Origin of the sequence: Glaciecola sp. MF2-115 (assembly GCF_047250385.1) — a bacterium.
Classification (GTDB): Bacteria; Pseudomonadota; Gammaproteobacteria; order Enterobacterales; family Alteromonadaceae; genus Glaciecola.
Map to the genome: position 1 here is coordinate 58,581 of NZ_JBLBVM010000054.1, position 24,349 is coordinate 82,929.

Here is a 24,349-nt window from a genome sequence, read left to right on the forward strand (position 1 = left end):
TAGCGAAGTAAAAATCTTAGTATTTAAATTGCTGCATGATTCGGTTGAAATCTTTCGACAACTGCTCTAGCTCTGCACTCACTAAAGTAAGCTGTTCAGAACTTGAAGTCGTATCTTCGGTACGGTCATTGATCTCATCAACGTTAGACGAAATCATATCGGCAACTCTCTGTTGCTCACTGGTCGAATTGGCAATTTGATCATTCATGCGAGTAATACGACTAATTGTATCCGTAATGGCATTTAAGCTAGTGCCCGCTTTGTTAGCTTCATCAACACTAATAGTTGCTTGCTCTGTTCCTTTCGCCATTACTGATACCGCTGAACGCGCTGCGTTTTGTAATTGCTCAATCGTTGCTTGTATTTCTTCCGTCGATTTCTGTGTGCGTGATGCTAATGTTCTAACCTCATCGGCTACAACAGCGAACCCGCGACCTTGCTCACCGGCTCTCGCTGCTTCAATGGCCGCATTCAGGGCAAGTAAGTTAGTTTGCTCTGCGATGCCTTTTATCACATCTAGTACTACGCCTACTTGATTTGAATCTTCTTCTAGCTTTTTGATAACAACAGCGGTTTCTTCTACCCGAGCCGCTAAACTTTGAATACTGTTAACTGTTTGATTCACGACACGTTGACCATCATCTGCCGCAGTTGAAGCTTCACCGGCTGCCATAGCGGCCTCATTCGCACTATTCGCGACTGCATCAACACTTGTTGTCATTTCATCAACCGCTGCCTTAGCATCTGCCGCAGCCGTTTGTTGCGAAGAAATTGTTTGTCGAGCTTGGTTTGAAACTTGATTTAGATTTTCAGCAAGGTTCGATAAAGGCTTACTTGAATTACCAATATCTTGGACTACACCCTGAAGTTTCTCGATAAATTGATTGAACCAGTAAACTAAATCACCAATCTCATCAGCATTTTCAGTTTTGATGCGTATAGTTAAGTCACCATCCTCTTGCGCCATATCTTTGAGTGATTTAACGACGTCGACAATGCTTTTTCGAAGGTTATTAATGATAGGCAAGGCCGTCAAGAACAGTATCACCATTGTCGCGAGACCCATTATGATACCAAGTGTAATCAATGATTTAGCTGAGTCGTTAGCGCCGGAAATTGCTTCTTCAAACGAAATTTCGCGCTGATCACTAAATGCTTTTAGGTCTGCGCTTGCTTTGTCGTATAAAGCATTCATTTCTAATAGCGAGGACTGCAGCTTCGAAAAATCTGCAGTATTGTCAACCATCGACTTACTCACGTCGTAAGCAATTTGAAAATAAGAATCGAAATCTTGTAATATTGGGCTAACCTCTGATGCCATACTGTCATCAAGGCGGACAATGAATTTAAGGTTATCAGAGGTTTTTGTTGCAAGGGTTTCGGCTTTCAGCAAACTTTCTTCGTCACCGGTGGTCACTGCTGCACTCAAGCTTTCCTTCACACTTTCCATTGAATTCAGGGCTTCGCGTGATTTCAATAGAGCGGGAGTTTGCTTAGTACGTGCGTCGTCTAGCAGTGCAACATTATTGTAAGCAGTGTAAGTACTTATACCAATGTACGTCGCAAAACTGAGTGTTCCAATAATTGGAATCAAAAACAGTTTCTTAGCAATCGAAAGCTTAGCCAAAAAATTCATACTTCACCTAACTTATTTTATGTTTGCGCACTTTTACTAGTACAAAATTGGTGTATGTCTATCCCTCGAACTCAGTAACTAGTTGACCTTTTAAGGTATAGCCTACTGTTGCGATATCCCCTTTCCAACCGTCTGTAGAGAGTATGCCTGTTACCCAAACGGCGTCGTATAGATTGTTTATCGGCACACCTTCAGAAAATTTTACATAAACTATCTGATTTGACGGTGGCGGTGGTACATGGATGCAAGCACCAAAATAAGGAACTAGCAAAAATTCCGTAATATTATCGGCATCGCCTTCCAAAGGAACCACGAAGCCAGGAATCTTCACAAACTGCCCATTTAATTCTTCAAGCAGGGGAGCGTCAGGTTCAAGCTGGGTCATTTGTCCGTTATGATCGACGGCACTAGGCGGAACAATATAGTCTTTAGGAACCATATCTTCCCAGTACAATTCTTTAGGTTTTTCATCCGCCGTTGCAGAAAAAGCTACGGTAAACAAGCACCAAGTGATTAATAATAACCCAAATTTAGATTGATTTTTCAACAAGCTGTCCTTTATCACATATTATTATTGGATCAATAGTATAGACTTTAGTACTCAAATATCGAGCAAAAAAAAGCTCGCTAAAAGCGAGCTTCTATATTCTTACTATTGAGGGTGTACAAAAACGACGCTTAAGCCGTCTTATTATAACGCTCAATGCTTTCTGTAATTTCAGCTTTAGCAGCATCAATATCAGCCCAGCCTTCAATCTTAACCCATTTGTTTGGTTCAAGATCTTTATAGTGAGAGAAGAAATGCTCAATTTGATTCTTTAACAAACCAGGGACATCTTCAATATTCTGAACATCATCGTAAATTTTAGTTAGTTTAGATACTGGCACCGCAATAACCTTCGCATCTTCGCCTGACTCATCAGTCATTTTAAGTACGCCAACAGGACGACACTTAATAACTGAACCCGCAATAAGTGGGTGTGGAGACATCACTAGTACATCAACTGGATCGCCATCGTCAGACAAGGTCAAATTTACATAACCGTAGTTCGCTGGGTATTGCATGCAAGTTGCCATAAAACGGTCAACGAAAAGTGCGCCAGTGTCTTTATCTACTTCGTACTTAACTGGCGTTGAGTATGCTGGGATTTCGATGATAACGTTCACTTCATCAGGTGCGTTTTTGCCTACTGGCACATCATTTAAGCTCATGGATATTTCCTATTAATAAAATAATTGCCGCGATTATAAGAAAATATCGGCATACTATCTACATAAAGCGCCTAAGAGTTTCGTCTCATGCGCTTCAAGCTCCTATATCTTTGTTATTTCTTTGCTAATTCTTTATTTCGCCGACTTGTAATATTCCAAGCAAGCTAATATTTCGTTTTTCGAACCTAACAATGTGGGTACGCGCTGATGAATTTCTTCAGGCATCACTTCAAGAATACGGCCGCTTCCAGTATCAGCTAATCCACCTGCTTGCTCCATTAAGAACGCCATTGGGTTTGCTTCATAAAGAAGGCGCAATTTACCCGGCATTTTGGGGTTACGCTTGTCAAAAGGATAGGCAAAGATACCGCCACGACAAAGGACACGATGAATATCACCTACCATCGCTGCCACCCAACGCATATTGTAATCTTTTCCACGAGGTCCTTCTGAACCCGCGATTAAATCCTTAACATATTGCTGAATTGGTTCTTCCCAATGGCGCTGGTTAGATGCATTGATAGCAAACTCTGACGTGTCTTCTGGCACTTGGATATTCGCCTCTGTCACTAGGAAACCACCATGGGTTTTATCAAGCGTATAAAGGTGTGTGCCTCGGCCTGTGGACATCGCTAACATCGTTGAAGGGCCATACAATACGTAACCTGAGGCTACAATTTGTGTGCCTGGTTGTAAGAATGCTGATGGGTCATCTGGCTTCATCCACTGTGGCGCATGAGTAATAGAAAATATCGTGCCTATAAGACTATTGATTTCGGTATTAGAAGAACCATCTAATGGGTCGAAACTAACTAAATAATTTCCATCTGGATTACACGGAACAACGGTATCTTCTTCTTCAGAAGAAATGGCTTTAACGTAGCCTGATTCTCTTAAAGTATCTTTCAAAATTTGGTTGGAGATAACGTCTAACTTCTTTTGCGTTTCACCCTGAACGTTTTCAGACAAAGTAGAACCTAAGACACCAGCCAAAGCACCTTGGCTTACGCGGAAAGAAATTTCTTTGCAACCGGCTAATATAGTACGTATTAAAAGAATGAGTTCGAGTGGGGCGCCATCTTGTTGAAGCTGGGAGTTTAAGCGTTTCATATTACCAAGTGTTCCTTAGGTGAGAGATCAAACCATTGAGTTTTTGCAATTTACACAGCTTGCTACTTGCACAGGCAATGTGTGTAAAAGGGTGTTTCCTTGCATATCTTGGTTAACAATTGTATCTGGGAAGTGCTTAAAATGCGACCTTGTTATTGCATACGTATGCAAAAAATAGCTGTTTAAGCATAAGTGAATACTAGTAAAAGTTCGGAAAATCCAAAATTTAATAAAAAGACGATCCTCAAGTCCTCATGATTTGATACAGTTAAACAAATAATGACTAAACAAATTAATAAAAACATGCACGTACATATTTTGGGCATTTGCGGTAGTTTTATGGGCGGTATCGCAGCCATTGCAAAGTCACTCGGCCATACTGTGACCGGTTCCGACACCAACGTTTATCCGCCAATGAGTACTCAACTTGAACAGTTGGGCATCGAATTGACAGCGGGTTTCGGTACTGAGCAATTTGATCCCGCTCCAGACATGGTAATTATCGGAAACGCGATGTCTCGAGGAAACCCCGCAGTGGAGTATGTCCTTAATCGCAATCTTCCATATACCAGTGGCCCTCAGTGGTTATTAGATAATTTACTCACTAATCGCTGGGTGATAGCCGCTTCTGGCACGCATGGTAAAACAACGACTTCAAGTATGATTGCTTGGATACTTGAGGATGTTGGTCTCAATCCTGGCTTCTTGATTGGTGGTGTACCTGAAAACTTTGGTGTTTCTGCTAGAGTTGGCGACTCTCCTTTCTTCGTAATTGAAGCTGATGAGTATGATTCGGCGTTTTTCGATAAGCGTTCTAAATTTGTGCATTATCGTCCTCGTACACTAGTGATGAACAACTTAGAATTTGATCACGCAGATATTTTTGAAAACCTTGATGCTATTAAGAAACAATTTCACCATTTGGTGCGTTGCGTGCCATCCACCGGCTTGGTTATTTCGCCCTTCGAAGATCATAATCTTGATGAAGTGCTACAAAAAGGTTGTTGGAGTGAAGTTCAAAGCGTCGGACTTACTGATGCTAGTGATTGGCGCACAGAGTTAATTGAAGCTGACGGAAGCGAGTTTAAGGTATTCCAAAAACAACAGCTTGTAGGTTGTGTAAAGTGGGACTTGATTGGCGATCACAACATTAGCAACGCTGTGATGGCTATTGCTGCGGCACACCATGCAGGAGTGCAAACTGCGGATGCAATAAGCGCATTGAGTCGTTTTAAAAACGTAAAACGCAGAATGGAAACCAAAGGAACCATCGCGCAGATAACTGTTTACGACGACTTTGCGCACCACCCTACCGCTATTCAAACCACATTAGCTGGGCTACGAAAAAAAGTCGGAGATGCGAAAATAATCGCAATTTTGGAGCCTCGCTCAAATACAATGAAGATGGGTGTGCACAAGGAAACCCTTGCGAATTCATGGCAACAAGCTAATCAGGTATACTTGTTTGAACCCGCTAATGTTGATTGGTCGATGCAAGAATTGGTCGAAACGAGTATCGCCCCCGTACATCTATATCAAGATACAGATAGCATCGTTGAAAGTGTTGTAGAACAAGCTGAGCCTGGCGACCAAGTGCTTGTAATGAGCAATGGCGGCTTCAACGGTATTCATCAAAGTTTACTCGATGCATTAGCGTCGAAATTTAAGGATTCACATTGAATAAATCAATCACGCTGGCAATAACAGGTGCTTCTGGCGCTCCATACGCCTTAAGGTTGCTGGAGCAATTAGTGAAAGCTGATTATAAAGTGTTTTTACTTATATCATCGGCTGCTAAAGTAGTATTTGCCACTGAAGAAGACTTAAAGATCCCAAGCAAGCCCGAGGACGCCGGACGTTTCTTTGCTGAAAAATTCTCAGCGCAAGAAGGTCAAATAACCGTATGCGGTAAAGAAGAATGGTTCTCCCCCGTGGCATCTGGCTCTGCCGCGCCAAAGCAAATGATTGTATGCCCATGCTCAACAGGCACTTTATCTTCAATTGCCGTAGGTGCGAGTGACAACCTTATTGAACGAGCGGCAGACGTTGTGATAAAAGAACGAGGGCAGTTAATTTTGGTCCCAAGAGAAATGCCATTTTCAACAATTCATTTAGAAAATATGCTGAAATTATCACAAATGGGTGTCACTATTATGCCAGCAGCTCCAGGCTTTTATCACCAACCAAAAACCATTGAAGACTTGGTTGATTTCGTTGTTGCACGCATTCTAGACCACGTGGGTCTTGAGCAAGGATTAGTGGCACGTTGGGGCTATGGAAAAAAACATAAATGAATAACAGCTTTGGCCTGATTACAGCCCGGAGCCAAAAACAGCCATGAGCTATTAACAGCCCTGAGCTATTAACAACCCTGAGCTAATAACAGCCCTGAGCCAATAAGAGCCCTGAACCAATAAGAGCCCTGAACCAATAAAACACCAGACAAATAAGTACAATAATCAACGAGACAAACTATGAAAAAACTATTAATCGCTTCAGCCATACTAGCCGCGAGTTCGTTCCAACAAGTGCATGCTTGGGGCCAAACTGGGCATCGTATAACAGGTGCAATTGCCGAACAGTACCTCAGTGCTGAAGCAAAAGCCGCTATTGCAAAGTTACTACCTAATGAAAGCCTAGCTGAAGCATCAACTTACGCCGATGAAATGCGTTCAAACCCTGATGATTTTTGGCAAAAAGAAGCTGGTCCGTATCACTACGTAACCGTTCCGGAAGGAAAGCACTATCATGAAGTAGGCGCTCCTGAACAAGGCGATGCATATACCGCATTAAAGAAATTTTCTAAAATTGTAAAAGATAAAAATGCCTCACTTGAAGATCGCCAAGTTGCCTTGCGCTTTATTGTGCATATTATCGGTGATTTGCATCAACCTCTTCATGCCGGTAATGGCACTGATAAAGGTGGTAACGATGTGAAAGTATCATTCTTCTGGGATGACTCAAACCTGCATCGTGTATGGGATTCTGGCATGCTAGATAGACGCCAATTGTCTTATACAGAATGGACTAATTGGTTAAGCCAAAAAATCACCGCTGAACAAGAAGCAAAGTGGAATACGAGTGACCCACTCGTCTATATTGCTGAAAGCGCTGCTATTCGTGATGTGATTTACCCTGAAACTGAAAAACTCAGCTGGGACTACCTGTATCAGTATTTACCTGTTGCAAGTGAGAGACTTCAAGAAGGTGGTGTTCGTATCGCAGCGTATTTAAACGATCTTTTTAAATAAGAAAGTAGTTTTAAAAAAATGAGAAGTACCCGTTAATTAACGCAGGTTTTATTTAACGCAAGCGCATTAGTTAACGGGGAAATCAAACTTTCCAAACTCCGAGCGAAGTTGTTCAATCAACTTTTCATCAGTGCCTAGGCTGACTGCTAAGTAAAATTCTTCTGATAGATCTTTAAATGTATAAATCGTTTTGAAGTCGGATCTTGAACAGCCCGCCGTTTGACAGTAAAAATCAATGACTTGCTGGTTCGAAGGGACGGTTTCTATTCGGCCTCTTTCCAGCATTCTCATAGTCGACATGGTGTATGCAATCGCAACTAAATTCTTATCATACTCAAAACCTTTTTCACTGAGTAAAGTAGCTACAGCATCTTGCCGTTTTACACCTATAGTCAGATTTTTTAGTTCATCAAGAGATTTTACAGGATCTATCTTACTGTCTTTTAGAACAATTAACTCTGTCGTTACATCTGCAACCTTGCCAATCCAAATAAACTTATCTTCACGTTCAGGCGTTCGAACTAATGAAAATATAACAGTGTTGGGTCGCCCTAATGCAATTTGGTACGTCCGTGCCCAAGGCATCACTTCTATATTGGTATTCGGTAACACTTTGCTTACTAGCTTTTGCATTTCAATGCCAACAGTTCCACCAATCAACTTATTATCCATATTGATTTGATAAGGAGGAAGATGCTCAGTAACAATACGAACTTCAGGTGTTGTGACTTCAGCGTTACTTTCGACGGCCATCAGTAAAAACAGAGCACATATTGCGAACTTCAAAAATGAAAACATAAATCTAAAAGCCTTAAAACAACTCGCTGTAATGGTAGATTAAAAAAAATGCTGATATTTTCTTCTATGTTCCTATTAATAATGATGAAACAATAAGCTAATAAGCCGGATTCTAATCAATATCTAACGCTTCAGGTGACAAGATGATTCCCGTTCCGTCAGCATATAAGTGATCTTCAGGTAAGAAAGTGACGCCAGCAAAATTAACGGCAATATCAAGATCACCAATTTCTTTACTTTCTGAATTAACCGGAATGGCCGTTAATGCGTGGATACCTATTTCAACATCTTCAAGTACATCAATTTCGCGAACGCTACCGTAACAAACGATCCCTTCCCAGCCATTTTCAGCGGCCATTTGTGCATTGTAGGCATCAATGAGTGCGCGCCTTGTTGAGCCACCTCCATCAATCAACAGTACTTTACCTTTACCATTAGTGGCTAAGACCTTGTCTACTAGACCTTTGTCTTCAAAACATTTGATAGTGGTGACTTCTCCGCCATAAGAATAACGGCCACCAAAGCTAGTAAAGATAGGGTCAAGTACATCAACACTATCTGCGAATAAGTCACATAATTCAGAAGTATTGTATTCCATGATTTTCCTTAAACTGTTGTTTTAGCGTGTATTCTGGAAAGTCTCCAAAAGCACTTTTCATAATACTAGCACTTTTACTCGTAGATGAAAGGCAATTAGCAGAGCAACTTGCTTGAATACACTCGTTTTACGTATTCCCGGTGAATTTAACACACACGCGGCAAGTGCTTAAATTTATAGACGAATAAGCTATAAAACTCAATATTCTAAGCTAGCAATTATTTACTTTTACGCCTAGAAAGGTATTGCTTTTTAAGCCATTGCAGTGCAATGTTAGACGCATATTAAGCTAGTTATTTTCCGTCCATGAATCGAAATTATAAATTAGCACTTCTGATAGTGCTGGGCCTATTTTTAGGCGCCTGTGGCCAACGCGGTCCACTTTATCTTCCAGAGCAAGCACCGAGCAATGAGCCTAGCTCGGAGAAAGCCCCTGAAGCTTCCCAAAACCCTAGTATTAAAGAGGGTCAATAACATTGGATTTTTTCACCTATAAAGATAATCAACTGTTCGCCGAAGATGTAGCGGTTGCGGATATTGCAAAAGCTCATGGCACACCTGTTTATATTTATTCACGTGCAACTATCGAGCGTCATTGGCATGCATTCAATAATGCCGTTGCAAAGCATGATCATTTAGTTTGTTATGCGGTAAAAGCAAATTCAAATTTAGGCGTGTTGTCTGTATTAGCTAAGCTTGGTTCTGGTTTTGACATCGTTAGCAAAGGCGAGCTCTGCCGGGTGATAGAGGCTGGCGGTGAACCAACGAAAGTCGTATTTTCTGGAGTAGGCAAAACTTCGGAAGAAATTCGCTTTGCTCTACAGCAAAATATTATGTGCTTTAATGTCGAATCAGACGCTGAGCTTGATCGAATTAACACAGTTGCAGGTGAACTTGGGTTAAAAGCCCCAATCTCGATTCGAATTAATCCAGATGTTGATGCGAAAACTCACCCATATATTTCCACAGGCTTGAAAGCTAACAAGTTTGGGATTGCTAGAGATGACGCACTGCGCGTATACAAACGTGCTGCAGCAATGCCGCATTTAGATGTAAAAGGAATGGATTGTCATATTGGTTCTCAATTAACCGACATTAGTCCTTTTGTTGATGCTTTAGAACGCCTGTTAGTTCTAATTGATGAACTTGCGCAACACGATATTATCATTTCTCACTTAGATGTTGGCGGTGGTTTAGGCGTTCCATATAACGACGAAACACCACCGCACCCAAATGAATACGCAGCAGCCATGGCAGCGAAAATGCAAGGGCGCGAGCATTTAAAACTGATTCTGGAGCCTGGCAGAGCAATTGCAGCAAATGCCGGTATCCTTGTGACAGAAGTTGAGTTTTTAAAGCAAGGTGAAGAGAAAAGCTTTGCGATTGTGGATGCCGCCATGAATGATTTATTACGCCCAGCTTTATATAGCGCCTGGCAAGCAATTATTCCCGTGCAACCGCGCCAAGATGTCGCTACACAAAAATACGATGTTGTGGGTCCCGTGTGTGAAACCGGCGACTTTTTAGGAAAAGACCGTGATTTAGCTATCGCACCGGGTGACCTGCTTGCTGTTAGAAGTGCTGGTGCTTACGGGTTTACTATGGCGAGTAACTATAATAGCCGTTGCCGACCACCAGAAATAATGATCGATAAAACAAACACCATTGTTGTTCGTGAAAGAGAAAAACTAAAAGATCTCTGGAAAGGTGAGCATAAAATTACGTAAACTAAGGTAACAAGCCTTAAATTCATAATAATAATTATAAGAAGCAAATGCTGTTAAATTTTTCAAAAATGCACGGGCTCGGCAATGATTTTGTAGTTGTCGATAACGTAACTCAAAATGTGTTTTTCTCGAAAGAGAAAATACAGCAACTTGCTGACCGTAATTTTGGCATTGGCTTCGATCAACTATTAATTGTCGAACCGCCCTACGACCCCGACCAAGACTTTCATTATCGAATCTATAACGCGGATGGCACCGAAGTTTCACAATGCGGAAACGGTGCACGTTGCTTCGCTAAGTTTGTGAAATTAAAAGGCCTAATAAATCGCAACAAAATTGTCGTGAGCACTAAAGCGGGTCGCATGGTCTTGTATCTTGAAAGAGATGGCAATGTCACCGTTAATATGGGTCGCCCAGTGTTCACACCTGAACGCATTCCATTTAAAGCCAACAAACAAGAAAATATTTACATCATACGTGATCAAGAACACACTTTTTTCTGTGGCGCAGTGTCCATGGGAAATCCTCATTGTGTCATTGAAGTCGAAGACGTCGATACGCACGATGTAGAAGGGATAGGGAAAATCATTGGCAGCAACGAGCGCTTTCCAGAAGGCGTAAATGTTGGTTTCATGCAAATAATTAGCCGCAACGAAATAAAATTACGAGTATTTGAACGCGGTGCTGGCGAGACATTAGCCTGTGGTAGCGGGGCTTGCGCAGCCGTTGCAGTAGGTATTATTCAAGACAAGTTAGATAAAGAAGTGAATGTCACGCTTCCTGGTGGTAGACTAAGTATAAAATGGCATGGGGAAGACAGTCTTTTAAAAATGACGGGCCCCGCAGAACACATTTATGACGGACAAGTAACGCTATGAATAAATCAGGTGTTAAGGGAAATACTGCGCAAGCGCTTGCGCGAGACTTCACTTCAGAAGAATTTTCTACAAAAGCAGTCACGGAAGAAGAAGTGCGCGAGTACATTCTTAATAACAGAGATTTCTTTGTTAAAAATCCAGACCTTGCAGAAAAAGTGCAGATCCCACATAAACAAAAAGGTTCAGTCTCTCTTGTTGAACTGCAAAGCGATCAACTTCGTAAAAAAGTCCGTCAACTCAGCTTTAAACTTAGCCAACTTATCTCCATTGCGAAACAAAACGAAGAAATCTACCGTGTCTATGCCGACTTAAATCTGCGTTTATTGCGTTGTACTGATTTTGCTGAAATGCAATACACCATTGAAGAAACCCTACAAGACGAACTGGATATGTCAGCAGCTGCTATAAAACCATTTAAAGGTTTATTCGCACTACCGGAAATTCAGCAACGCTTGTTTATGGAAAAACGTTTTAAAGATAGTGACTTCTTTTTTGGTCGTTTAAGCCAACATGAAAAGCAGTTACTGTTTGGAGATGCAACTGCCGAATCTGTTGCTCTCGTATTGTTGGGTGATAAACGCGATCTTGGCATTTTGGCCATTGGCAGTGCCGACCCAATTCACTTTACACCAGACATGGATACCTTGTTGATTAAACAACTTCAGGAGTTCCTCAATGTTTCAATGCCAGACTTGCTTCACTATTAGTCAGCTCACTATTAGCCAGCTCACAACTAGTCAACTCACTACTAGTCCGATTATTATTGCTAAAGCCACTAGCATTCGTCAAAGTCAGTTTTGATAGACACAAGTTCGAAGAAAATGGAAATATCACCACAGCTAAACTCTTGGCTTGTCGATTTTATCCACCATATCCGAGTTGAACGCCAGCTCTCAGAACACACTTGCAAAAATTATCAACGTCAAATAATAAGTGCTTCAAAAGATCTCAATATTAATAGTTGGTCTGATCTGACTGCCGGCCATATTAAAATGATGTTGATGCATTGCAGTAAAGCAAAGCTATCAACAAGAACTATCAACCTCAGACTTACTGTTTTACGTAACTTTTGTGAGTTCATGGTAAGCAAAGAGTATCTCAGCAATAATCCCGTCGCTGCTATTCAATCGTTAAAACAGTCTAAGCCCCTACCGAAGCAACTTAACGTTGATGAAATGAATAGCTTACTTAACTTTGATACTACAGAGTTTCTAGGTGTGCGAGACAAGGCCATGTTTGAATTGCTGTATGGTTGCGGCATGCGTTTATCAGAATTGACCGGTCTTAAATTAAGTGACATTCTAGCAAGTGATGAAATAAGAGTGATAGGTAAAGGCAACAAAGAGCGTCGACTGCCTATCGGTAGGCAAGCAAAAGCGGCCATTAATCTATGGTTAATTGAACGTGATAAACTCGTACCTGCTGATGATGAAGAGGCACTCTTTTTATCAAAGCGTAAAACGCGAATTTCAAACCGACAAGTACAAAATAGACTCGATCATTGGGCCAAGCAACAAACGCTTTATCAGCAAATAAGTCCGCATACTTTGCGCCATTCTTTTGCAACCCATGTACTTGAGTCTAGTAATGATTTAAGAGGGGTTCAGGAATTGTTAGGGCACGCGAATTTATCGACCACACAGGTATACACACATCTGAACTTCCAACATCTCTCTCAAATTTATGATCAAGCACACCCGAGGGCAAAGAAGAAGTGATTATTTACAAACCTACGCCAAAAATTAAGGCAATGACCTTCGACTTAGATGACACTCTATACGATAACTGGCCATATATTATTGAAGCTGAAAAAGGTTTGCTCAATTTTATAGCCAAGGAATATCCCGACTCCTCACATCTCACGAAGGATGATTGGCAGCAATATAAACGCTCCGCTTTGCGCGATGACCCTGAGCTATTTTCAGACATGGGCGATTTACGTCGCGTTGTGTTAAGCAAAGGTCTTGAAGAGGCTGGATACCGTGGCCAAGCTTTAGAGAGAGCAGTTCAGACATGTTTCGATTGGTTTTACTTTGAGCGGAGCAATTTTAAAGTGGGCGACGCCGAATGTCAGTTATTAGCTAAATTGTCTGAACAGATCCCGTTAATTGCTATCACCAATGGCAATGTGAATACGCAGCAAATTGGCATAGATGGCTATTTCCAAAAGGTCTTAAAAGCAAGTCGTCAAAGCCCAATGAAGCCCAGTCCACACATGTTCGACGAGGCAGCTAAATTATTAAGTATAGAGCGCGCCAGTATTCTCCATGTGGGCGACCATTTAATAAAAGATGTTTGGGGAGCTTGTAACGCAGGGTTCTCAAGTGCATGGCATGCTTGCGATCGCCCAATGAAGTTGCGTAACGAAACCGTCCAAGTTCTACCGAATGTAGAAATTAAACACTTAAACGAGTTACTCGCATTTATTAAGTCATAGGATTAAAAGAATGAATAGACACACAATCAAACGCAGTGCACTTTTCTTGTTATTTTTCAGTGCCATTAACGTGCCCGCTTTTGCACAAATGACAGCATTTAAAACCGGCCCTTTAATTGAAGTTTTCGGTAAAAATGCAGAAGTGACAACACATACCGTAGCTAAAGACGCTAAATTCAAAGTGGCTTTCGATGTTGCTAGCGGCGCAGATGCGGGTGACATAAACAGGAAGTTTGATAGCCTAGCTCGTTTTCTGAACATGCATGTCAATGCTGGAGTGAATAAGGACAACATCGAACTCGCTTTAGTCGTTCATGGAAAAGCGGTTTTTGATTTATTAAATAATGAAAACTATCAAAAGCGAAACTCACAAGATAATCCTAACAAACCGCTTTTACAGGCTTTAATGAATAATAAGGTACGCGTTATTGTATGTGGCCAAAGTGCAGCGGCCAATGGGATTGATATCAGTCAATTTGTAAAGGGAAGTGAAGTAGAACTTTCAGCAATGACTGCGCATGCCCAATTGCAGCAAGCTGGATACACTGTTAATCCATTTTAGTTAAACAGCCCTAGTTTAGGGCAGCTTTTCACCTTGGCATATTGCTAAAAATATCGAAACAATCTAGTCTTTAGTCATTCTCGATTAAAGGCTATCCCATGACAACGAATTCCCCCTTTCCGCATTTACTTGAACCTTTAGACTTAGGTTTTACTACCTTAAAAAATAGAACCTTAATGGGTTCGATGCACTTGGGCCTAGAAGAAGAGAAAGGCGGCTTTGATAAATTGGCAGCTTTTTACGCCGAGCGTGCTCGTGGTGGTGTTGGCCTGATCGTGACCGGTGGCATCGCCCCTAACATCGCTGGTTGGGTTGCTCCGTTCGCTGGGCGTATGAGTAGTGCCAAGCACGCTAAAAAACATCGCGTCATTACCGATGCCGTGCACAAAGAAGACGGTAAAATTTGTATGCAAATATTGCATTCCGGACGCTATGGCTATCACCCTTTAGCAGTTTCAGCTTCTGGCGTGAAATCACCGATAACGCCATTTAAGCCAAGAGCACTTTCATCACGGGGAGTGCGCAGCACCATTAAAGACTATGTGGAATGTGCTAATTATGCGAAATCGGCGGGCTACGATGGCGTTGAAATTATGGGCTCTGAAGGCTATTTAATTAACCAGTTCTTTTGTGAGCGAACGAACCAAAGAGACGATGAATGGGGCGGCAGTTTAGAGAATAGAGCGCGTCTTGCGATTGAAGTAGTTAAACAAACTCGTGAAAGAGTGGGCAGCGACTTCATCATTATCTACCGCTTATCTATGCTAGATTTAGTTGAAGGTGGCGCCCCTTGGGAAGAGGTTGTCTATCTTGCGAAAGAAATCGAGAAGGCCGGTGCGACCTTAATCAACACGGGTATCGGTTGGCATGAAGCAAGAGTCCCTACTATTGCAACCTCAGTGCCTCGTGCTGCATTCACATGGATCACGAAGCGAATGAAAGCGGAGCTTAGTCTTCCTCTGATCACAACTAACCGCATCAACACACCCGAAGTCGCAGAATCGGTATTAGCGCAAGGACACGCAGATATGGTTTCTATGGCGCGTCCATTTTTGGCTGACGCTCACTTCGTTGCAAAGGCAATGCGCAATGAGTCCGATCAGATCAATACTTGTATCGCGTGCAACCAAGCTTGCCTCGATCATGCTTTCGAACAGAAGCGCGCGAGTTGTTTAGTTAATCCACAGGCCTGCTATGAAACCGAACTCATTTTCAAATCCGTCGCTGCACCTAAGAAGCTAGCCGTTGTTGGCGCAGGACCCGCTGGTTTAGCATTTTCAACCTATGCGGCAGAGCGAGGTCACGAAGTACATTTGTTCGAGCAAGCCAGTGAAATTGGTGGCCAGTTCAATTACGCAAAACAGGTGCCGGGCAAAGAAGAGTTTTATGAAACCCTTCGTTATTACGGTAAACGCATTGAAGTCACCGGTGTGAAGCTACATTTAAATACGCGAGTAGACGCCAACTTACTAAAACAACAAAGCTTTACTGAAGTAGTGATGGCAACGGGCATTAAACCGCGTCATTTGGATATTCCAGGCAGCGACCACCCTAAAGTGTTGAGCTACATAGAGGTACTTCGCGATCACAAGCCAGTTGGCGCCAAAGTAGCTGTCATTGGTGCAGGCGGTATCGGTTTCGACGTATCTGAATATTTGGTTGAGCAAGAAAACCTAAGCACTAACCTAGACGACTGGTTAGCTCACTGGGGAATCGACAAAGAATATAAAAACCCGGGAGCGATTACCGAAAAAGATCTGCACGAGCCGCCAAGGCAGGTGTATTTGCTACAACGTAAAACGACCAAAGTGGGTAAAGGCTTGGGTAAGACGACCGGTTGGATCCACCGCAATTCGCTTATAAATCATAAAGTGCAAATGATGAATGGCGTGAGTTACGAAAAAATAGATGACCAAGGGCTTCACATTACTGTTGGTGAAAAAGCCAAAGTATTAGATGTGGACAATATTATTGTATGCGCCGGACAAGAGCCATTGCGCGACTTGCAATCCAGTTTGGAAGAAGCTGGTATGCAAGTACATATTATTGGAGGCGCTGATGTTGCTTCAGAATTGGATGCGAAAAGAGCTATACGTCAAGGAGCGGAGTTAGCGGCTCAGATTTAGTCGCGCTATTTCACAATTAGCTACAGACTTAATAGCGGCGAAAGGCCTACAGCTTCGCCGCTTGAATCGCTAAACCTTCACATACCGAATTAAAAGCATCGCCTTCAATGACAGGTAGGTTCGGCAACATTTCTTCCGTAAGTTGTTTTCTAACAATCGGTGACAAACTCATTCCACCTGTTATAAACAACATTTCCGGTTCTTCGTTACTGTTTTCCAAACATTCAATTACCAGACGCTTAACGCGGCTCAACCAAGATTTCATTGAACGATTCAAATCGTCTACCGACAAATCAACATCATAATCAGGCTCAATGTAATGCAGCGGTAAGGTAATTTCAGTTTTGGAAGAGAGCATTTCTTTTGCCAAACGAGACGAGTTTACCAATCTAGCTGAGAGCTTTTCTTCTTGCACCGTTAGTAAGCGATTCAAAAGGCTTGGGTCTTTTATAATCGACATAGTTTGTGCGATGTCTAAGCCATAATCGTCAGAAAAGAAGCGGTTAAGCTTAGGAATATCATCCACCGCACACATATCTGAGAAATACAAAGGTGGCACTGGCAGACCATTCTGCATCTTTAAGCCCTGCCCCATGGTCGGTGCGATTGACTTAACTATCAGGTTTTTGTCACATTCCATTCCGCCGATCCGTGCGCCCGTTACAGAAAGTACATCTTGCTGACGGTTAAGATTAGCGCGTTTTTCTGGCGAAAGCTGGATACAGCAAATATCTGTTGTGCCGCCACCAATATCCACAACTAGCACATTGGTTGGCTTACTCAAATTTGGTTCTATTTTATAGGCCGCTGCAATTGGTTCTTCTAAAAACTCAACGCGGGAAAAGCCGGCTTCCTTTGCGGCTTCGGCCATAATCTCAATGGCTTGGCTATTCCCTTCTTCCCCTCTTGTTCCATGAAATTTCACAGGGCGACCAATAACCGCAGTATCGACGGTTTTATTCAGTTGTTTCTCGGCACTTTCGCGAAAATATGCTAACTGCTTGGCGATCATCCCAACGAAGGCCTTTTTCTGGCCATCTACCAAATGCGCACCTAAGAAGTTTTTGGGTGAATATATTAAGCGACCTTTATCTGGCATTTTAAGGAAGCGTTTAAAGCCCTCTTCGCCAAAGGCAAACTCACCGGTTTCAACAAGTTGATGCAAAGACAAATCTTGCACTGTCATGTGCTTAAGAAGAAGTTGTATTGCTCGGCGTTGCAGCGCAGGTTTGTTATGGTACTCGGCACGCAAGTCGTCGATTTTTTCGCTAAAAACCCGTTGCTCTCTAGGGTCTTTCGCTTCGTAATAGCTTTGCTTTGCTTTATCTATTTGCTCGTTAATAGCGCGTTGAATTTGAGACACTTTCGCTTCAATCGCAGACGCAGGAGGACGTGGTAATTCATCTTTGTAATAAACGAAAACAGATGAACGGATCTTGTTCGAATTCTCAACATTAGGATCAAGTTTGATAAATTGATGTTGCGTCCCATCAAAGTAGACAACTTCTGAATTTGATGTGCCGTAATCTATGCCTATTGCTGCCATCTGAGTCCCGAACGAATGATAAATGATTAAAAAAAGTGGAGCGCGATTGTAAGGTAAAAGGACGCGCAATTCACTAGTTGATTTGCAATATGCGCCGTTTTGCTTTGCAGTTTAAATTTGCGGCTTTAGCTAAACGTTTAGAATAATAGAATCTTGAACCCAATCACAATGAGAATGACCCCACCTAACACATTTGATATCGGCGCGAGTCTCTTACTACTTGAGCTGCCCAAGTAAAGACCAATCAGGGTAAAAGAGAAGGTTGTCATACCTATAATTAAGCATGCAACTAAGGCCGGTACTGTCAATAAAGCCAAAGTAAACCCCGTCGCCAAGGCATCAATACTGGTCGCTATTGCAAGGATGAGTAAAGCACTATGCGTAAGTGAGCTTGTAAGCTCATTTTCATTGCCTTGGTACGAATCATAAATTGACTTAAGACCCAAAAATACCAGAATGAAAAAGCCTATCCATTGGGAGATGCTCTCAAACCATGAAAATAGTGTGATTCCGCCTAAGTAACCCAAGAGCGGGAAAAATGCGTGAAAAGCACCAAAATAAAACGCGATGATAAAAGCACTGCGTAGCTTCTTTTGATTAATTAAAATTTGCCCGCTTCCATTCGCAGCGACACCAAGACCAATTGAAACCGCGAACACATCCATGCTCAAGCCAAGCGCTAATAAAATTACTTCAATCATGTGCATCATTCATAAGAGACTTTTCACAACAGGTCACGTAAGTTTCTAAACGCCCAATGATACCTATAATCATCTCAAATATCATCGACTAATAATCTTAACTTAATAAGAGTAAGAAATTAAAGAATCCCAAACTTAAATTCTCGAATAAACTCGTTTATGCTGTATAAACACACAGGTTTATTGTTATACTTCGCCCATCTGATGCAAAACAATAAAGAATTTTAATGGACGTAACTCGACTACTCGAAGACCTGAACGACAAGCAACGTGAAGCTGTCGCCGCACCCGCTCAAGACATGTTGATATTGGCCGGTGCTGGCAGCGGTAAAACCCGAGTATTGGTGCATCGTATTGCTTGGTTAATGGAAGTTGAGTCAGTTGCCCCATACAGCATTCTAGCCGTAACGTTTACGAATAAAGCAGCGCGCGAAATGCGCGGGCGTGTCGAGCGATTGATGGGCCAGCCACTAAATAGTATGTGGATTGGTACATTCCATGGCCTAGCCCACCGTTTATTGCGCGCTCACTATGAAGAAGCAGGCTTGCCGGAAAACTTCCAAATACTCGACTCTGACGATCAATACCGTTTAATTAAGCGTTTGTTAAAGTCGATGAATCTCGATGAAAAGCATTGGCCACCTAAGCAAATTCAGTGGTACATAAACGGCAATAAAGACGAAGGCCTGCGTTCAAAACATATCGAAACGCATGGTGATCACACGCAGCAAAAAATGAAAGAAATATATACGGCCTACGAACAAACTTGTCAGCGTTCTGGGCTCATCGATTTTGCAGAATTGTTGTTACGCGCGCACGAACTTTGGGCTAATAATCCTCAGGTATTACAGCATTATCAAAAACGCTTTCGCGCGGTTCTGGTAGACGAATTCCAAGACACCAACAACATTCAATATGCATGGTTAAAGTTGCTGTCTTGTGAAAACAATAACATGATGATTGTAGGCGATGATGACCAATCCATATATGGCTGGCGTGGTGCGAATGTTCAAAACATCTCACACTTTTTGAAAGACTACCCTACAGCCAATACAATTAAGCTAGAACAAAATTACCGCTCCACTTCTAATATATTGAATGCGGCGAATGCTGTGATTGGTCACAATCCTGGTCGTTTAGGAAAGGAGTTGTGGACCGACGATGGTGAAGGCGAGAAAATCGCGCTCTACGCTGGCTTCAATGATTTAGACGAAGCGCGCTTTATCATTTCACAAATAAAAACCCATTATGAGCAAGGTGCGGCCTTGTCAGATTGCGCTATTTTGTATCGCAACAATGCTCAATCACGTGTACTGGAAGAAGCCCTTTTGCACGAAGGTTTAGCTTATCGCATTTATGGTGGTTTGCGCTTCTTCGAACGTCAAGAAATCAAGGATGCCCTTGCTTATTTGCGTCTGATTAATCAGCCAATTGATGACGCAGCTTTCGAACGTGTTGTGAATACACCGACCCGTGGCTTAGGCGACAAAACATTATCAAACATCCGCCAGTTTGCACGTGAAAATGATATTCCAATGTGGCAAGCGAGCAGTAAAATGTTAGCGCAAAATATGCTTTCAGGCCGCGCCGCTAATGCATTAAAAGGATTTGTAGAGATGATCCTACAAATGACCCAGGATGTGAAAGACTTAGCGCTTGAAAAGAAAGCCGATCACGTCATAAAACATGCTGGCTTATATGCAATGTATCAAGCAGAAAAAGGTGAGAAAGCCAAAGCAAGAGTAGAAAACTTGGAAGAATTGGTCACTGCTTGTAAGCAATTTGAAGCACCAGATGAGGCCGAAGAAATGAGCCCTCTTTCTGCATTTTTAGCGCATGCTTCTCTAGAAGCTGGTGATGCGCAAGCTGACGCCAATCAAGATGCCGTGCAAATGATGACGATTCATACTGCAAAAGGCTTGGAGTTTCCATTTGTTACCCTTGCAGGCGTTGAGGAAGGCATGTTCCCTAGCCAAATGAGCAACGACGAACCTGGCAAGTTAGAAGAAGAGCGCCGCCTATGTTACGTCGGTATGACACGCGCCATGGAAAAGCTACTCATTACTTACGCTGAAACTCGTCGCATTTACGGTCAAGATAAGTACCACACGCCTTCACGATTTATTCGAGAGATACCGGGTGATTTCATTGAGGAAATTAGACTGAGAACGGTTATCAAACAGCCTGTGCATAACCGATTTAGCTCAGCCACCTCACACGCTGCGTTTCAAGATAGCGGTTTTAAATTAGGTGAGCGCGTCGAGCACAAGAAATTTGGTGAAGGCACTGTGTTAAATTACGAAGGCTCGGGTGAACACGCAAGAGTCCACGTCAATTTCGATTCAGTAGGCACAAAAATACTGATGTTGGCGTATGCCAAGTTAACTAAAATTGCTTAAGATTTAGTTTGAAAGTCGAATTAATGGGTTTGCATACATCCTCAAAAGCTTCTCTTGCTCTTGAGGATTAAGCATCTCCAAACGTGAATCGAGATAAACTCTCGCCTTTTCAAGTTCAGCAGCTGGCGCAGTGTTAAGCTTAGCAGACACTGTTTCACCTAAGCGTTGAAGAGCGATTTCTGAAGTAGCATAAGTTTGATAACCAGCCAGAATTTCTTTATCAAGGAAGGCAGCGACTTCTTTCGTACTCGCAAACTGATCGCCGACTAGTTTCCCAAAGTGCACATTCACTCTGCCCTTCTTTCCGGTAATACCGTTAACAATACTCTTCATATCTTCGTTGTCGGGCTTATCATAAGCACCGTCTTGTTCTTTCTGGCATAGCTCTTTAGCCTTGCTTACATCGCATGGGTCGAATTCGTAGGAAAGTGAAACAGGTACAATTCTTAGTTCTGCAATATAGTCTGCAAAATCCACACCCTTGGGTTTATTCATTGCGAGCATTGAAACGATGGCTGGGTTAGTCACATCAACTCCATCTTTTGCTCTTCCCTCTCGCTGTGCGATCCAAATATGTTGTTTCTCACTGGTCAATGAGTGATGAATGTATTCACTAAGCAGTTTAGCTGCTGCTAACTTTTCCCTGCGCCCTTCTACCGAACGTTGCACGACAAAACATTTGTTTAAGCGAATGACGTCAGCAACCCAATCCTTGCTAAGTAAGTTATCACCAACAGCAATCCTAACCGTGTCCTGGCCATTGATATGCAATGCCCAATTAACAAAAGCAGGATCAAGGGCGATGTCTCTGTGATTACTCACAAACAAACAAGGTTTTGATAAATCGAGGGTTTCAAGGCCAGTAATATTCAAACCTTTGGTAGTTTTGCTGATCATGCGATGCATGTAAGGTTCAACCAATCGCTGAAATTCACGCAGGCTGTTGATCGTTTTTATCTTTTTACTGACGATACGTTTGATCACGAAGCCAATAAAGGGCTTGGTGATTTTCGGCCAACGCGCAAAACGAAAGGCTACCAGCGTTTGTATAAACTCTTTATTGTTTACGAGTTTTTCTAGTACATCAGGCAAATCTTCGTTGTTGTATGGCCTGATTTCGTCAAATTTAGACGTCATAAATTTATTCTAACCTTTGTTTTTGTTTCTTGAATATAGGAGTTGTACTCCCTATTTCTATCTTCTGCGGTAAGTAAGCGTTATTTCAAAGCTATCCAGTTGACTTCAAACTGCTCACTCGCCGTCGTTACAAAAATTGATTCATCACTAATTGTGATTGACCATGTTGATTTACGTTCAATCTCTTTCGCTAGCAACTTGATTTGCTCCCATTCGAACGCAAAAAATTTTATGGGAAGCGCTTCAAGTTGTTCTCTGTTTTGCTTCCACCAAACATCAGATTTGGAGTTAAAGCTATATACAAATGTACTTTTAGAAAGTCGGCAAGCCTTTTTCATTCTATCAAAACTTGGCTCACCTACATCAATCCAACTAAGCAGTTGGTCATCAAGTGTCTTTTGCCACAAATCTGGCTCTTCAACAGAACTCAAACCTTTAGTAAAGGCCAGCAAGCCTTCATTATCATCGAAGGAGTGAAGGCAAAATACCATCACTCTCACCAACATGCGCTCTAATGTTTCAGAGGGGTGTTGCGCCACCGTCAAACTAAGATTTGGATAATGATGATTGTTTAGGTCCGCTAGCGTGACATTAAATTTGTATATAGTGGGTTTGAGTGCCATTTCTTTTCAGTTCTTCCGTTCAGTTTGGCGATTGCATTGATTTATTAAAAATCAAAATTCAACCCGCTTTTACTCGCTATTTATCGGCGGATTGTACACTACATATGAAATGATTTTTAGAAGATTACATTGCTACACTTAAAAATGTGTGGAATTTTTAAGCTAAAAAGGAGTAGGCTAATAAATGGGTGAAGGCATTCAAGCCTATTGGCTTACATTTCACTTAATCAATTAAAGCCTAACTAAATGAGCTCATTTCATTACCTAGGCTTACAATTAAAAGGAAAATGATTATGAGTAATCCAGTAGGTTGGTTTGAAATTTATGTGAATGATATTGAAAGAGCCCAAAAATTCTACGAGTCTGTGCTGAAAGTCAGTTTTGAGACAATTGGCGACCCAACGGATGCCAGCGTTAAGATGCGTGCGTTCCCAGCAGATATGGAACAGTATGGTGCAAGTGGCGCCTTAGTGCATATGAACGGTTTTCCTGCCGGAGGTAATAGCACTTTGGTTTACTTCTCTTGTGACGATTGTGCACAGGAAGAATCCAGAGTAGAAGAAGCGGGTGGTAAAATTCAGCGGTCGAAAATGTCTATCGGTGAATACGGTTTTATTACCCTTGCGAACGATTCAGAGGGAAACATGTTTGGTTTGCATTCCCAAAAATAGTCACCTTCAAGTGCCAAATATAGAGCGTCTCGTTTTTGGGGCGCTCTAATGATTTTATTTGCGCTAACTTGCGCTGATGCAATTGACTAAAATATTAATAATCGATTCGAAAACACTAAAAAATAGCAAAAATGACCAATTTGAAAAAATAAAAATTAATTAAATTATTGTTTTTATTGAATATATTTTTCTGGTACGAGCTTTGCTTTATCGTAGCATAATCAATCTTTCATCTGACTAAGTGATAAAAAAGGAATATAACCATGACTGTTAAATTAGAAGATAGACCCATAGAACAAGTTAAAGAAGAAGTTATTGACGTTCTAATTCATAATTATAGCCATGGCATTATTTCTAATGCAGCATTTGAACGACGACTTGATGCTGTTATCGCAACTTCATCACACCAAGAGATGATGGACCAAATAGAAGACTTAGGTCCAGCCCCAGACGACACATTGAAGCAGCAAAAAGAGCAACAATTTCAAGTTAACTATAGCAAAACGCCTGCTGAAGAACAGGAAACTATGGTTAACATTCTGGGTGAAACTGACCGTAGCGGCATTTGGACGGTACCAAAAGAAATTAAATTATTTACTTTACTTGGGGGATCAACTCTCGACTTTACCAATGCACTATTTACTGGCCCAAACGTGAAGGTACAGGTCATTAGTATTTTAGGTAGCGATAAAATTTATGTTCCAGAGAACGTAAACGTTGTATCTAAAGCTTTTTGCATTTTAGGTAGTGCAAAAAACAAAGCCCCTTCCGTCGCATCAAAACATGCCCCTACTATCACCATTGAAGGCGTCGTATTGTTATCTGAACTCAGTGTTAAGATTAAAACGACGATGAAAGAAAACTTTGTTGCCTTCGCAAACAAAATGAAAGCGATGTTTGATTCTAATCCTAAGATGTAAACTTAAGCCAAAATAAA

Annotated in this window: 24 protein-coding genes; 14 read left to right on the top strand and 10 right to left on the bottom strand. The window is 41.8% G+C overall.

Features of this window, described 5'->3' with window-relative positions; genetic code table 11:
* Positions 1-16: 16 nt before the first annotated feature.
* The 4 genes from ACKLNX_RS12230 to ACKLNX_RS12245 all read right to left on the bottom strand — a co-directional run bounded on the left by ACKLNX_RS12230 (position 17) and on the right by ACKLNX_RS12245 (position 3,958).
* Positions 17-1,636, bottom strand: coding sequence for a methyl-accepting chemotaxis protein (locus ACKLNX_RS12230; protein ID WP_412972552.1), 1,620 nt, complete (start codon positions 1,634-1,636; stop codon positions 17-19).
* 58 nt (positions 1,637-1,694) lie between these two features.
* A complete protein-coding gene (locus ACKLNX_RS12235) occupies positions 1,695-2,183 on the bottom strand; it encodes a DUF3299 domain-containing protein (RefSeq protein ID WP_412972553.1) in 489 nt (162 codons plus the stop codon).
* Between the two features lie 131 nt (positions 2,184-2,314).
* Entirely contained in the window at positions 2,315-2,848 is a 534-nt protein-coding gene (gene ppa / locus ACKLNX_RS12240; RefSeq protein ID WP_411692546.1) for an inorganic diphosphatase, read from the bottom strand.
* Between the two features lie 132 nt (positions 2,849-2,980).
* Positions 2,981-3,958, bottom strand: coding sequence for a class 1 fructose-bisphosphatase (locus tag ACKLNX_RS12245; protein WP_411692545.1), 978 nt, complete (start codon positions 3,956-3,958; stop codon positions 2,981-2,983).
* Between the two features lie 303 nt (positions 3,959-4,261).
* Between ACKLNX_RS12245 and mpl the strand changes: the two genes are divergently transcribed.
* The 3 genes from mpl (at position 4,262) to ACKLNX_RS12260 (ending at position 7,209) form a co-directional block, all read left to right on the top strand.
* Positions 4,262-5,638, top strand: a complete 1,377-nt coding sequence (gene mpl, locus ACKLNX_RS12250; protein WP_412972704.1) for a UDP-N-acetylmuramate:L-alanyl-gamma-D-glutamyl-meso-diaminopimelate ligase — start codon at positions 4,262-4,264, stop codon at positions 5,636-5,638.
* Entirely contained in the window at positions 5,635-6,252 is a 618-nt protein-coding gene (locus ACKLNX_RS12255) for a flavin prenyltransferase UbiX (RefSeq protein WP_412972554.1), read from the top strand. Before mpl ends, ACKLNX_RS12255 begins: the two co-directional genes overlap by 4 nt.
* 180 nt (positions 6,253-6,432) lie before the next feature.
* The gene (locus ACKLNX_RS12260) at positions 6,433-7,209 is read left to right on the top strand and encodes a S1/P1 nuclease (protein WP_412972555.1); all 777 of its coding nucleotides are present in this window, start codon (positions 6,433-6,435) and stop codon (positions 7,207-7,209) included.
* 66 nt (positions 7,210-7,275) lie between these two features.
* Here the strand turns inward: ACKLNX_RS12260 and ACKLNX_RS12265 are convergent, their stop codons facing one another.
* Both ACKLNX_RS12265 and rraA read right to left on the bottom strand, forming a co-directional pair.
* Complete coding sequence (locus ACKLNX_RS12265; protein WP_412972556.1) at positions 7,276-8,007, bottom strand: substrate-binding periplasmic protein; 732 nt, start codon at positions 8,005-8,007, stop codon at positions 7,276-7,278.
* A 112-nt stretch (positions 8,008-8,119) separates the two neighbouring features.
* A complete protein-coding gene (gene rraA / locus ACKLNX_RS12270; RefSeq protein WP_411692541.1) occupies positions 8,120-8,605 on the bottom strand; it encodes a ribonuclease E activity regulator RraA in 486 nt (161 codons plus the stop codon).
* Between the two features lie 306 nt (positions 8,606-8,911).
* Between rraA and lptM the strand changes: the two genes are divergently transcribed.
* From lptM to ACKLNX_RS12310, 8 genes are all read left to right on the top strand, one after another.
* Positions 8,912-9,079, top strand: coding sequence for an LPS translocon maturation chaperone LptM (lptM, locus tag ACKLNX_RS12275; RefSeq protein ID WP_411692540.1), 168 nt, complete (start codon positions 8,912-8,914; stop codon positions 9,077-9,079).
* Between the two features lie 2 nt (positions 9,080-9,081).
* Positions 9,082-10,332, top strand: a complete 1,251-nt coding sequence (gene lysA / locus ACKLNX_RS12280) for a diaminopimelate decarboxylase (protein WP_411692539.1) — start codon at positions 9,082-9,084, stop codon at positions 10,330-10,332.
* 47 nt (positions 10,333-10,379) lie between these two features.
* Complete coding sequence (gene dapF / locus ACKLNX_RS12285) at positions 10,380-11,210, top strand: diaminopimelate epimerase (RefSeq protein WP_411692538.1); 831 nt, start codon at positions 10,380-10,382, stop codon at positions 11,208-11,210.
* Positions 11,207-11,917, top strand: a complete 711-nt coding sequence (locus tag ACKLNX_RS12290) for a DUF484 family protein (protein WP_412972557.1) — start codon at positions 11,207-11,209, stop codon at positions 11,915-11,917. The genes dapF and ACKLNX_RS12290 overlap by 4 nt, the downstream gene beginning before the upstream one ends.
* 114 nt (positions 11,918-12,031) lie before the next feature.
* Positions 12,032-12,928, top strand: a complete 897-nt coding sequence (locus ACKLNX_RS12295) for a tyrosine recombinase XerC (RefSeq protein WP_412972558.1) — start codon at positions 12,032-12,034, stop codon at positions 12,926-12,928.
* Complete coding sequence (locus tag ACKLNX_RS12300; protein ID WP_411692535.1) at positions 12,925-13,647, top strand: HAD-IA family hydrolase; 723 nt, start codon at positions 12,925-12,927, stop codon at positions 13,645-13,647. Before ACKLNX_RS12295 ends, ACKLNX_RS12300 begins: the two co-directional genes overlap by 4 nt.
* A 10-nt stretch (positions 13,648-13,657) precedes the next feature.
* Positions 13,658-14,209, top strand: coding sequence for a DsrE family protein (locus tag ACKLNX_RS12305; RefSeq protein ID WP_411692534.1), 552 nt, complete (start codon positions 13,658-13,660; stop codon positions 14,207-14,209).
* 98 nt (positions 14,210-14,307) lie between these two features.
* Positions 14,308-16,335, top strand: a complete 2,028-nt coding sequence (locus tag ACKLNX_RS12310) for an FAD-dependent oxidoreductase (protein ID WP_412972559.1) — start codon at positions 14,308-14,310, stop codon at positions 16,333-16,335.
* Between the two features lie 46 nt (positions 16,336-16,381).
* Here the strand turns inward: ACKLNX_RS12310 and ACKLNX_RS12315 are convergent, their stop codons facing one another.
* Together ACKLNX_RS12315 and ACKLNX_RS12320 are read right to left on the bottom strand one after the other, a co-directional pair.
* Complete coding sequence (locus ACKLNX_RS12315) at positions 16,382-17,881, bottom strand: Hsp70 family protein (RefSeq protein WP_412972560.1); 1,500 nt, start codon at positions 17,879-17,881, stop codon at positions 16,382-16,384.
* Between the two features lie 137 nt (positions 17,882-18,018).
* Positions 18,019-18,582, bottom strand: coding sequence for a manganese efflux pump MntP family protein (locus ACKLNX_RS12320; protein ID WP_412972561.1), 564 nt, complete (start codon positions 18,580-18,582; stop codon positions 18,019-18,021).
* A 227-nt stretch (positions 18,583-18,809) separates the two neighbouring features.
* Here ACKLNX_RS12320 and uvrD point away from each other — a divergent pair, with 227 nt between their 5' ends.
* Positions 18,810-20,981 carry a DNA helicase II gene (uvrD, locus tag ACKLNX_RS12325; protein ID WP_412972562.1) on the top strand — a complete coding sequence of 724 codons (2,172 nt, stop codon included), beginning with the start codon at positions 18,810-18,812 and terminating at the stop codon, positions 20,979-20,981.
* A 3-nt stretch (positions 20,982-20,984) separates the two neighbouring features.
* Here uvrD and ACKLNX_RS12330 read toward each other — a convergent pair whose 3' ends face one another.
* Both ACKLNX_RS12330 and ACKLNX_RS12335 read right to left on the bottom strand, forming a co-directional pair.
* A complete protein-coding gene (locus ACKLNX_RS12330) occupies positions 20,985-22,118 on the bottom strand; it encodes a 1-acyl-sn-glycerol-3-phosphate acyltransferase (protein WP_412972563.1) in 1,134 nt (377 codons plus the stop codon).
* Between the two features lie 80 nt (positions 22,119-22,198).
* Complete coding sequence (locus ACKLNX_RS12335) at positions 22,199-22,741, bottom strand: YaeQ family protein (RefSeq protein WP_412972564.1); 543 nt, start codon at positions 22,739-22,741, stop codon at positions 22,199-22,201.
* 293 nt (positions 22,742-23,034) lie between these two features.
* Between ACKLNX_RS12335 and ACKLNX_RS12340 the strand changes: the two genes are divergently transcribed.
* Both ACKLNX_RS12340 and ACKLNX_RS12345 read left to right on the top strand, forming a co-directional pair.
* A complete protein-coding gene (locus ACKLNX_RS12340; protein WP_412972565.1) occupies positions 23,035-23,412 on the top strand; it encodes a VOC family protein in 378 nt (125 codons plus the stop codon).
* A gap of 263 nt (positions 23,413-23,675) precedes the next feature.
* Positions 23,676-24,332, top strand: coding sequence for a LiaF domain-containing protein (locus tag ACKLNX_RS12345; RefSeq protein ID WP_412972566.1), 657 nt, complete (start codon positions 23,676-23,678; stop codon positions 24,330-24,332).
* The last annotated feature ends 17 nt before the right edge of the window (positions 24,333-24,349 follow it).

Excerpts from the sequence above, each read along its gene's own strand:
- ACKLNX_RS12230 (WP_412972552.1), bottom strand. The coding sequence starts at position 1,636 with ATGAATTTTTTGGCTAAGCTTTCGATTGCTAAGAAACTGTTTTTGATT.
- ppa (WP_411692546.1), bottom strand. The coding sequence starts at position 2,848 with ATGAGCTTAAATGATGTGCCAGTAGGCAAAAACGCACCTGATGAAGTG.
- ACKLNX_RS12245 (WP_411692545.1), bottom strand. The coding sequence starts at position 3,958 with ATGAAACGCTTAAACTCCCAGCTTCAACAAGATGGCGCCCCACTCGAA.
- mpl (WP_412972704.1), top strand. The coding sequence starts at position 4,262 with ATGCACGTACATATTTTGGGCATTTGCGGTAGTTTTATGGGCGGTATC.
- ACKLNX_RS12260 (WP_412972555.1), top strand. The coding sequence starts at position 6,433 with ATGAAAAAACTATTAATCGCTTCAGCCATACTAGCCGCGAGTTCGTTC.
- ACKLNX_RS12265 (WP_412972556.1), bottom strand. The coding sequence starts at position 8,007 with ATGTTTTCATTTTTGAAGTTCGCAATATGTGCTCTGTTTTTACTGATG.
- rraA (WP_411692541.1), bottom strand. The coding sequence starts at position 8,605 with ATGGAATACAATACTTCTGAATTATGTGACTTATTCGCAGATAGTGTT.
- lptM (WP_411692540.1), top strand. The coding sequence starts at position 8,912 with ATGAATCGAAATTATAAATTAGCACTTCTGATAGTGCTGGGCCTATTT.
- dapF (WP_411692538.1), top strand. The coding sequence starts at position 10,380 with ATGCTGTTAAATTTTTCAAAAATGCACGGGCTCGGCAATGATTTTGTA.
- ACKLNX_RS12290 (WP_412972557.1), top strand. The coding sequence starts at position 11,207 with ATGAATAAATCAGGTGTTAAGGGAAATACTGCGCAAGCGCTTGCGCGA.
- ACKLNX_RS12295 (WP_412972558.1), top strand. The coding sequence starts at position 12,032 with ATGGAAATATCACCACAGCTAAACTCTTGGCTTGTCGATTTTATCCAC.
- ACKLNX_RS12305 (WP_411692534.1), top strand. The coding sequence starts at position 13,658 with ATGAATAGACACACAATCAAACGCAGTGCACTTTTCTTGTTATTTTTC.
- ACKLNX_RS12310 (WP_412972559.1), top strand. The coding sequence starts at position 14,308 with ATGACAACGAATTCCCCCTTTCCGCATTTACTTGAACCTTTAGACTTA.
- ACKLNX_RS12315 (WP_412972560.1), bottom strand. The coding sequence starts at position 17,881 with ATGGCAGCAATAGGCATAGATTACGGCACATCAAATTCAGAAGTTGTC.
- ACKLNX_RS12320 (WP_412972561.1), bottom strand. The coding sequence starts at position 18,582 with ATGATTGAAGTAATTTTATTAGCGCTTGGCTTGAGCATGGATGTGTTC.
- uvrD (WP_412972562.1), top strand. The coding sequence starts at position 18,810 with ATGGACGTAACTCGACTACTCGAAGACCTGAACGACAAGCAACGTGAA.
- ACKLNX_RS12330 (WP_412972563.1), bottom strand. The coding sequence starts at position 22,118 with ATGACGTCTAAATTTGACGAAATCAGGCCATACAACAACGAAGATTTG.
- ACKLNX_RS12335 (WP_412972564.1), bottom strand. The coding sequence starts at position 22,741 with ATGGCACTCAAACCCACTATATACAAATTTAATGTCACGCTAGCGGAC.
- ACKLNX_RS12340 (WP_412972565.1), top strand. The coding sequence starts at position 23,035 with ATGAGTAATCCAGTAGGTTGGTTTGAAATTTATGTGAATGATATTGAA.
- ACKLNX_RS12345 (WP_412972566.1), top strand. The coding sequence starts at position 23,676 with ATGACTGTTAAATTAGAAGATAGACCCATAGAACAAGTTAAAGAAGAA.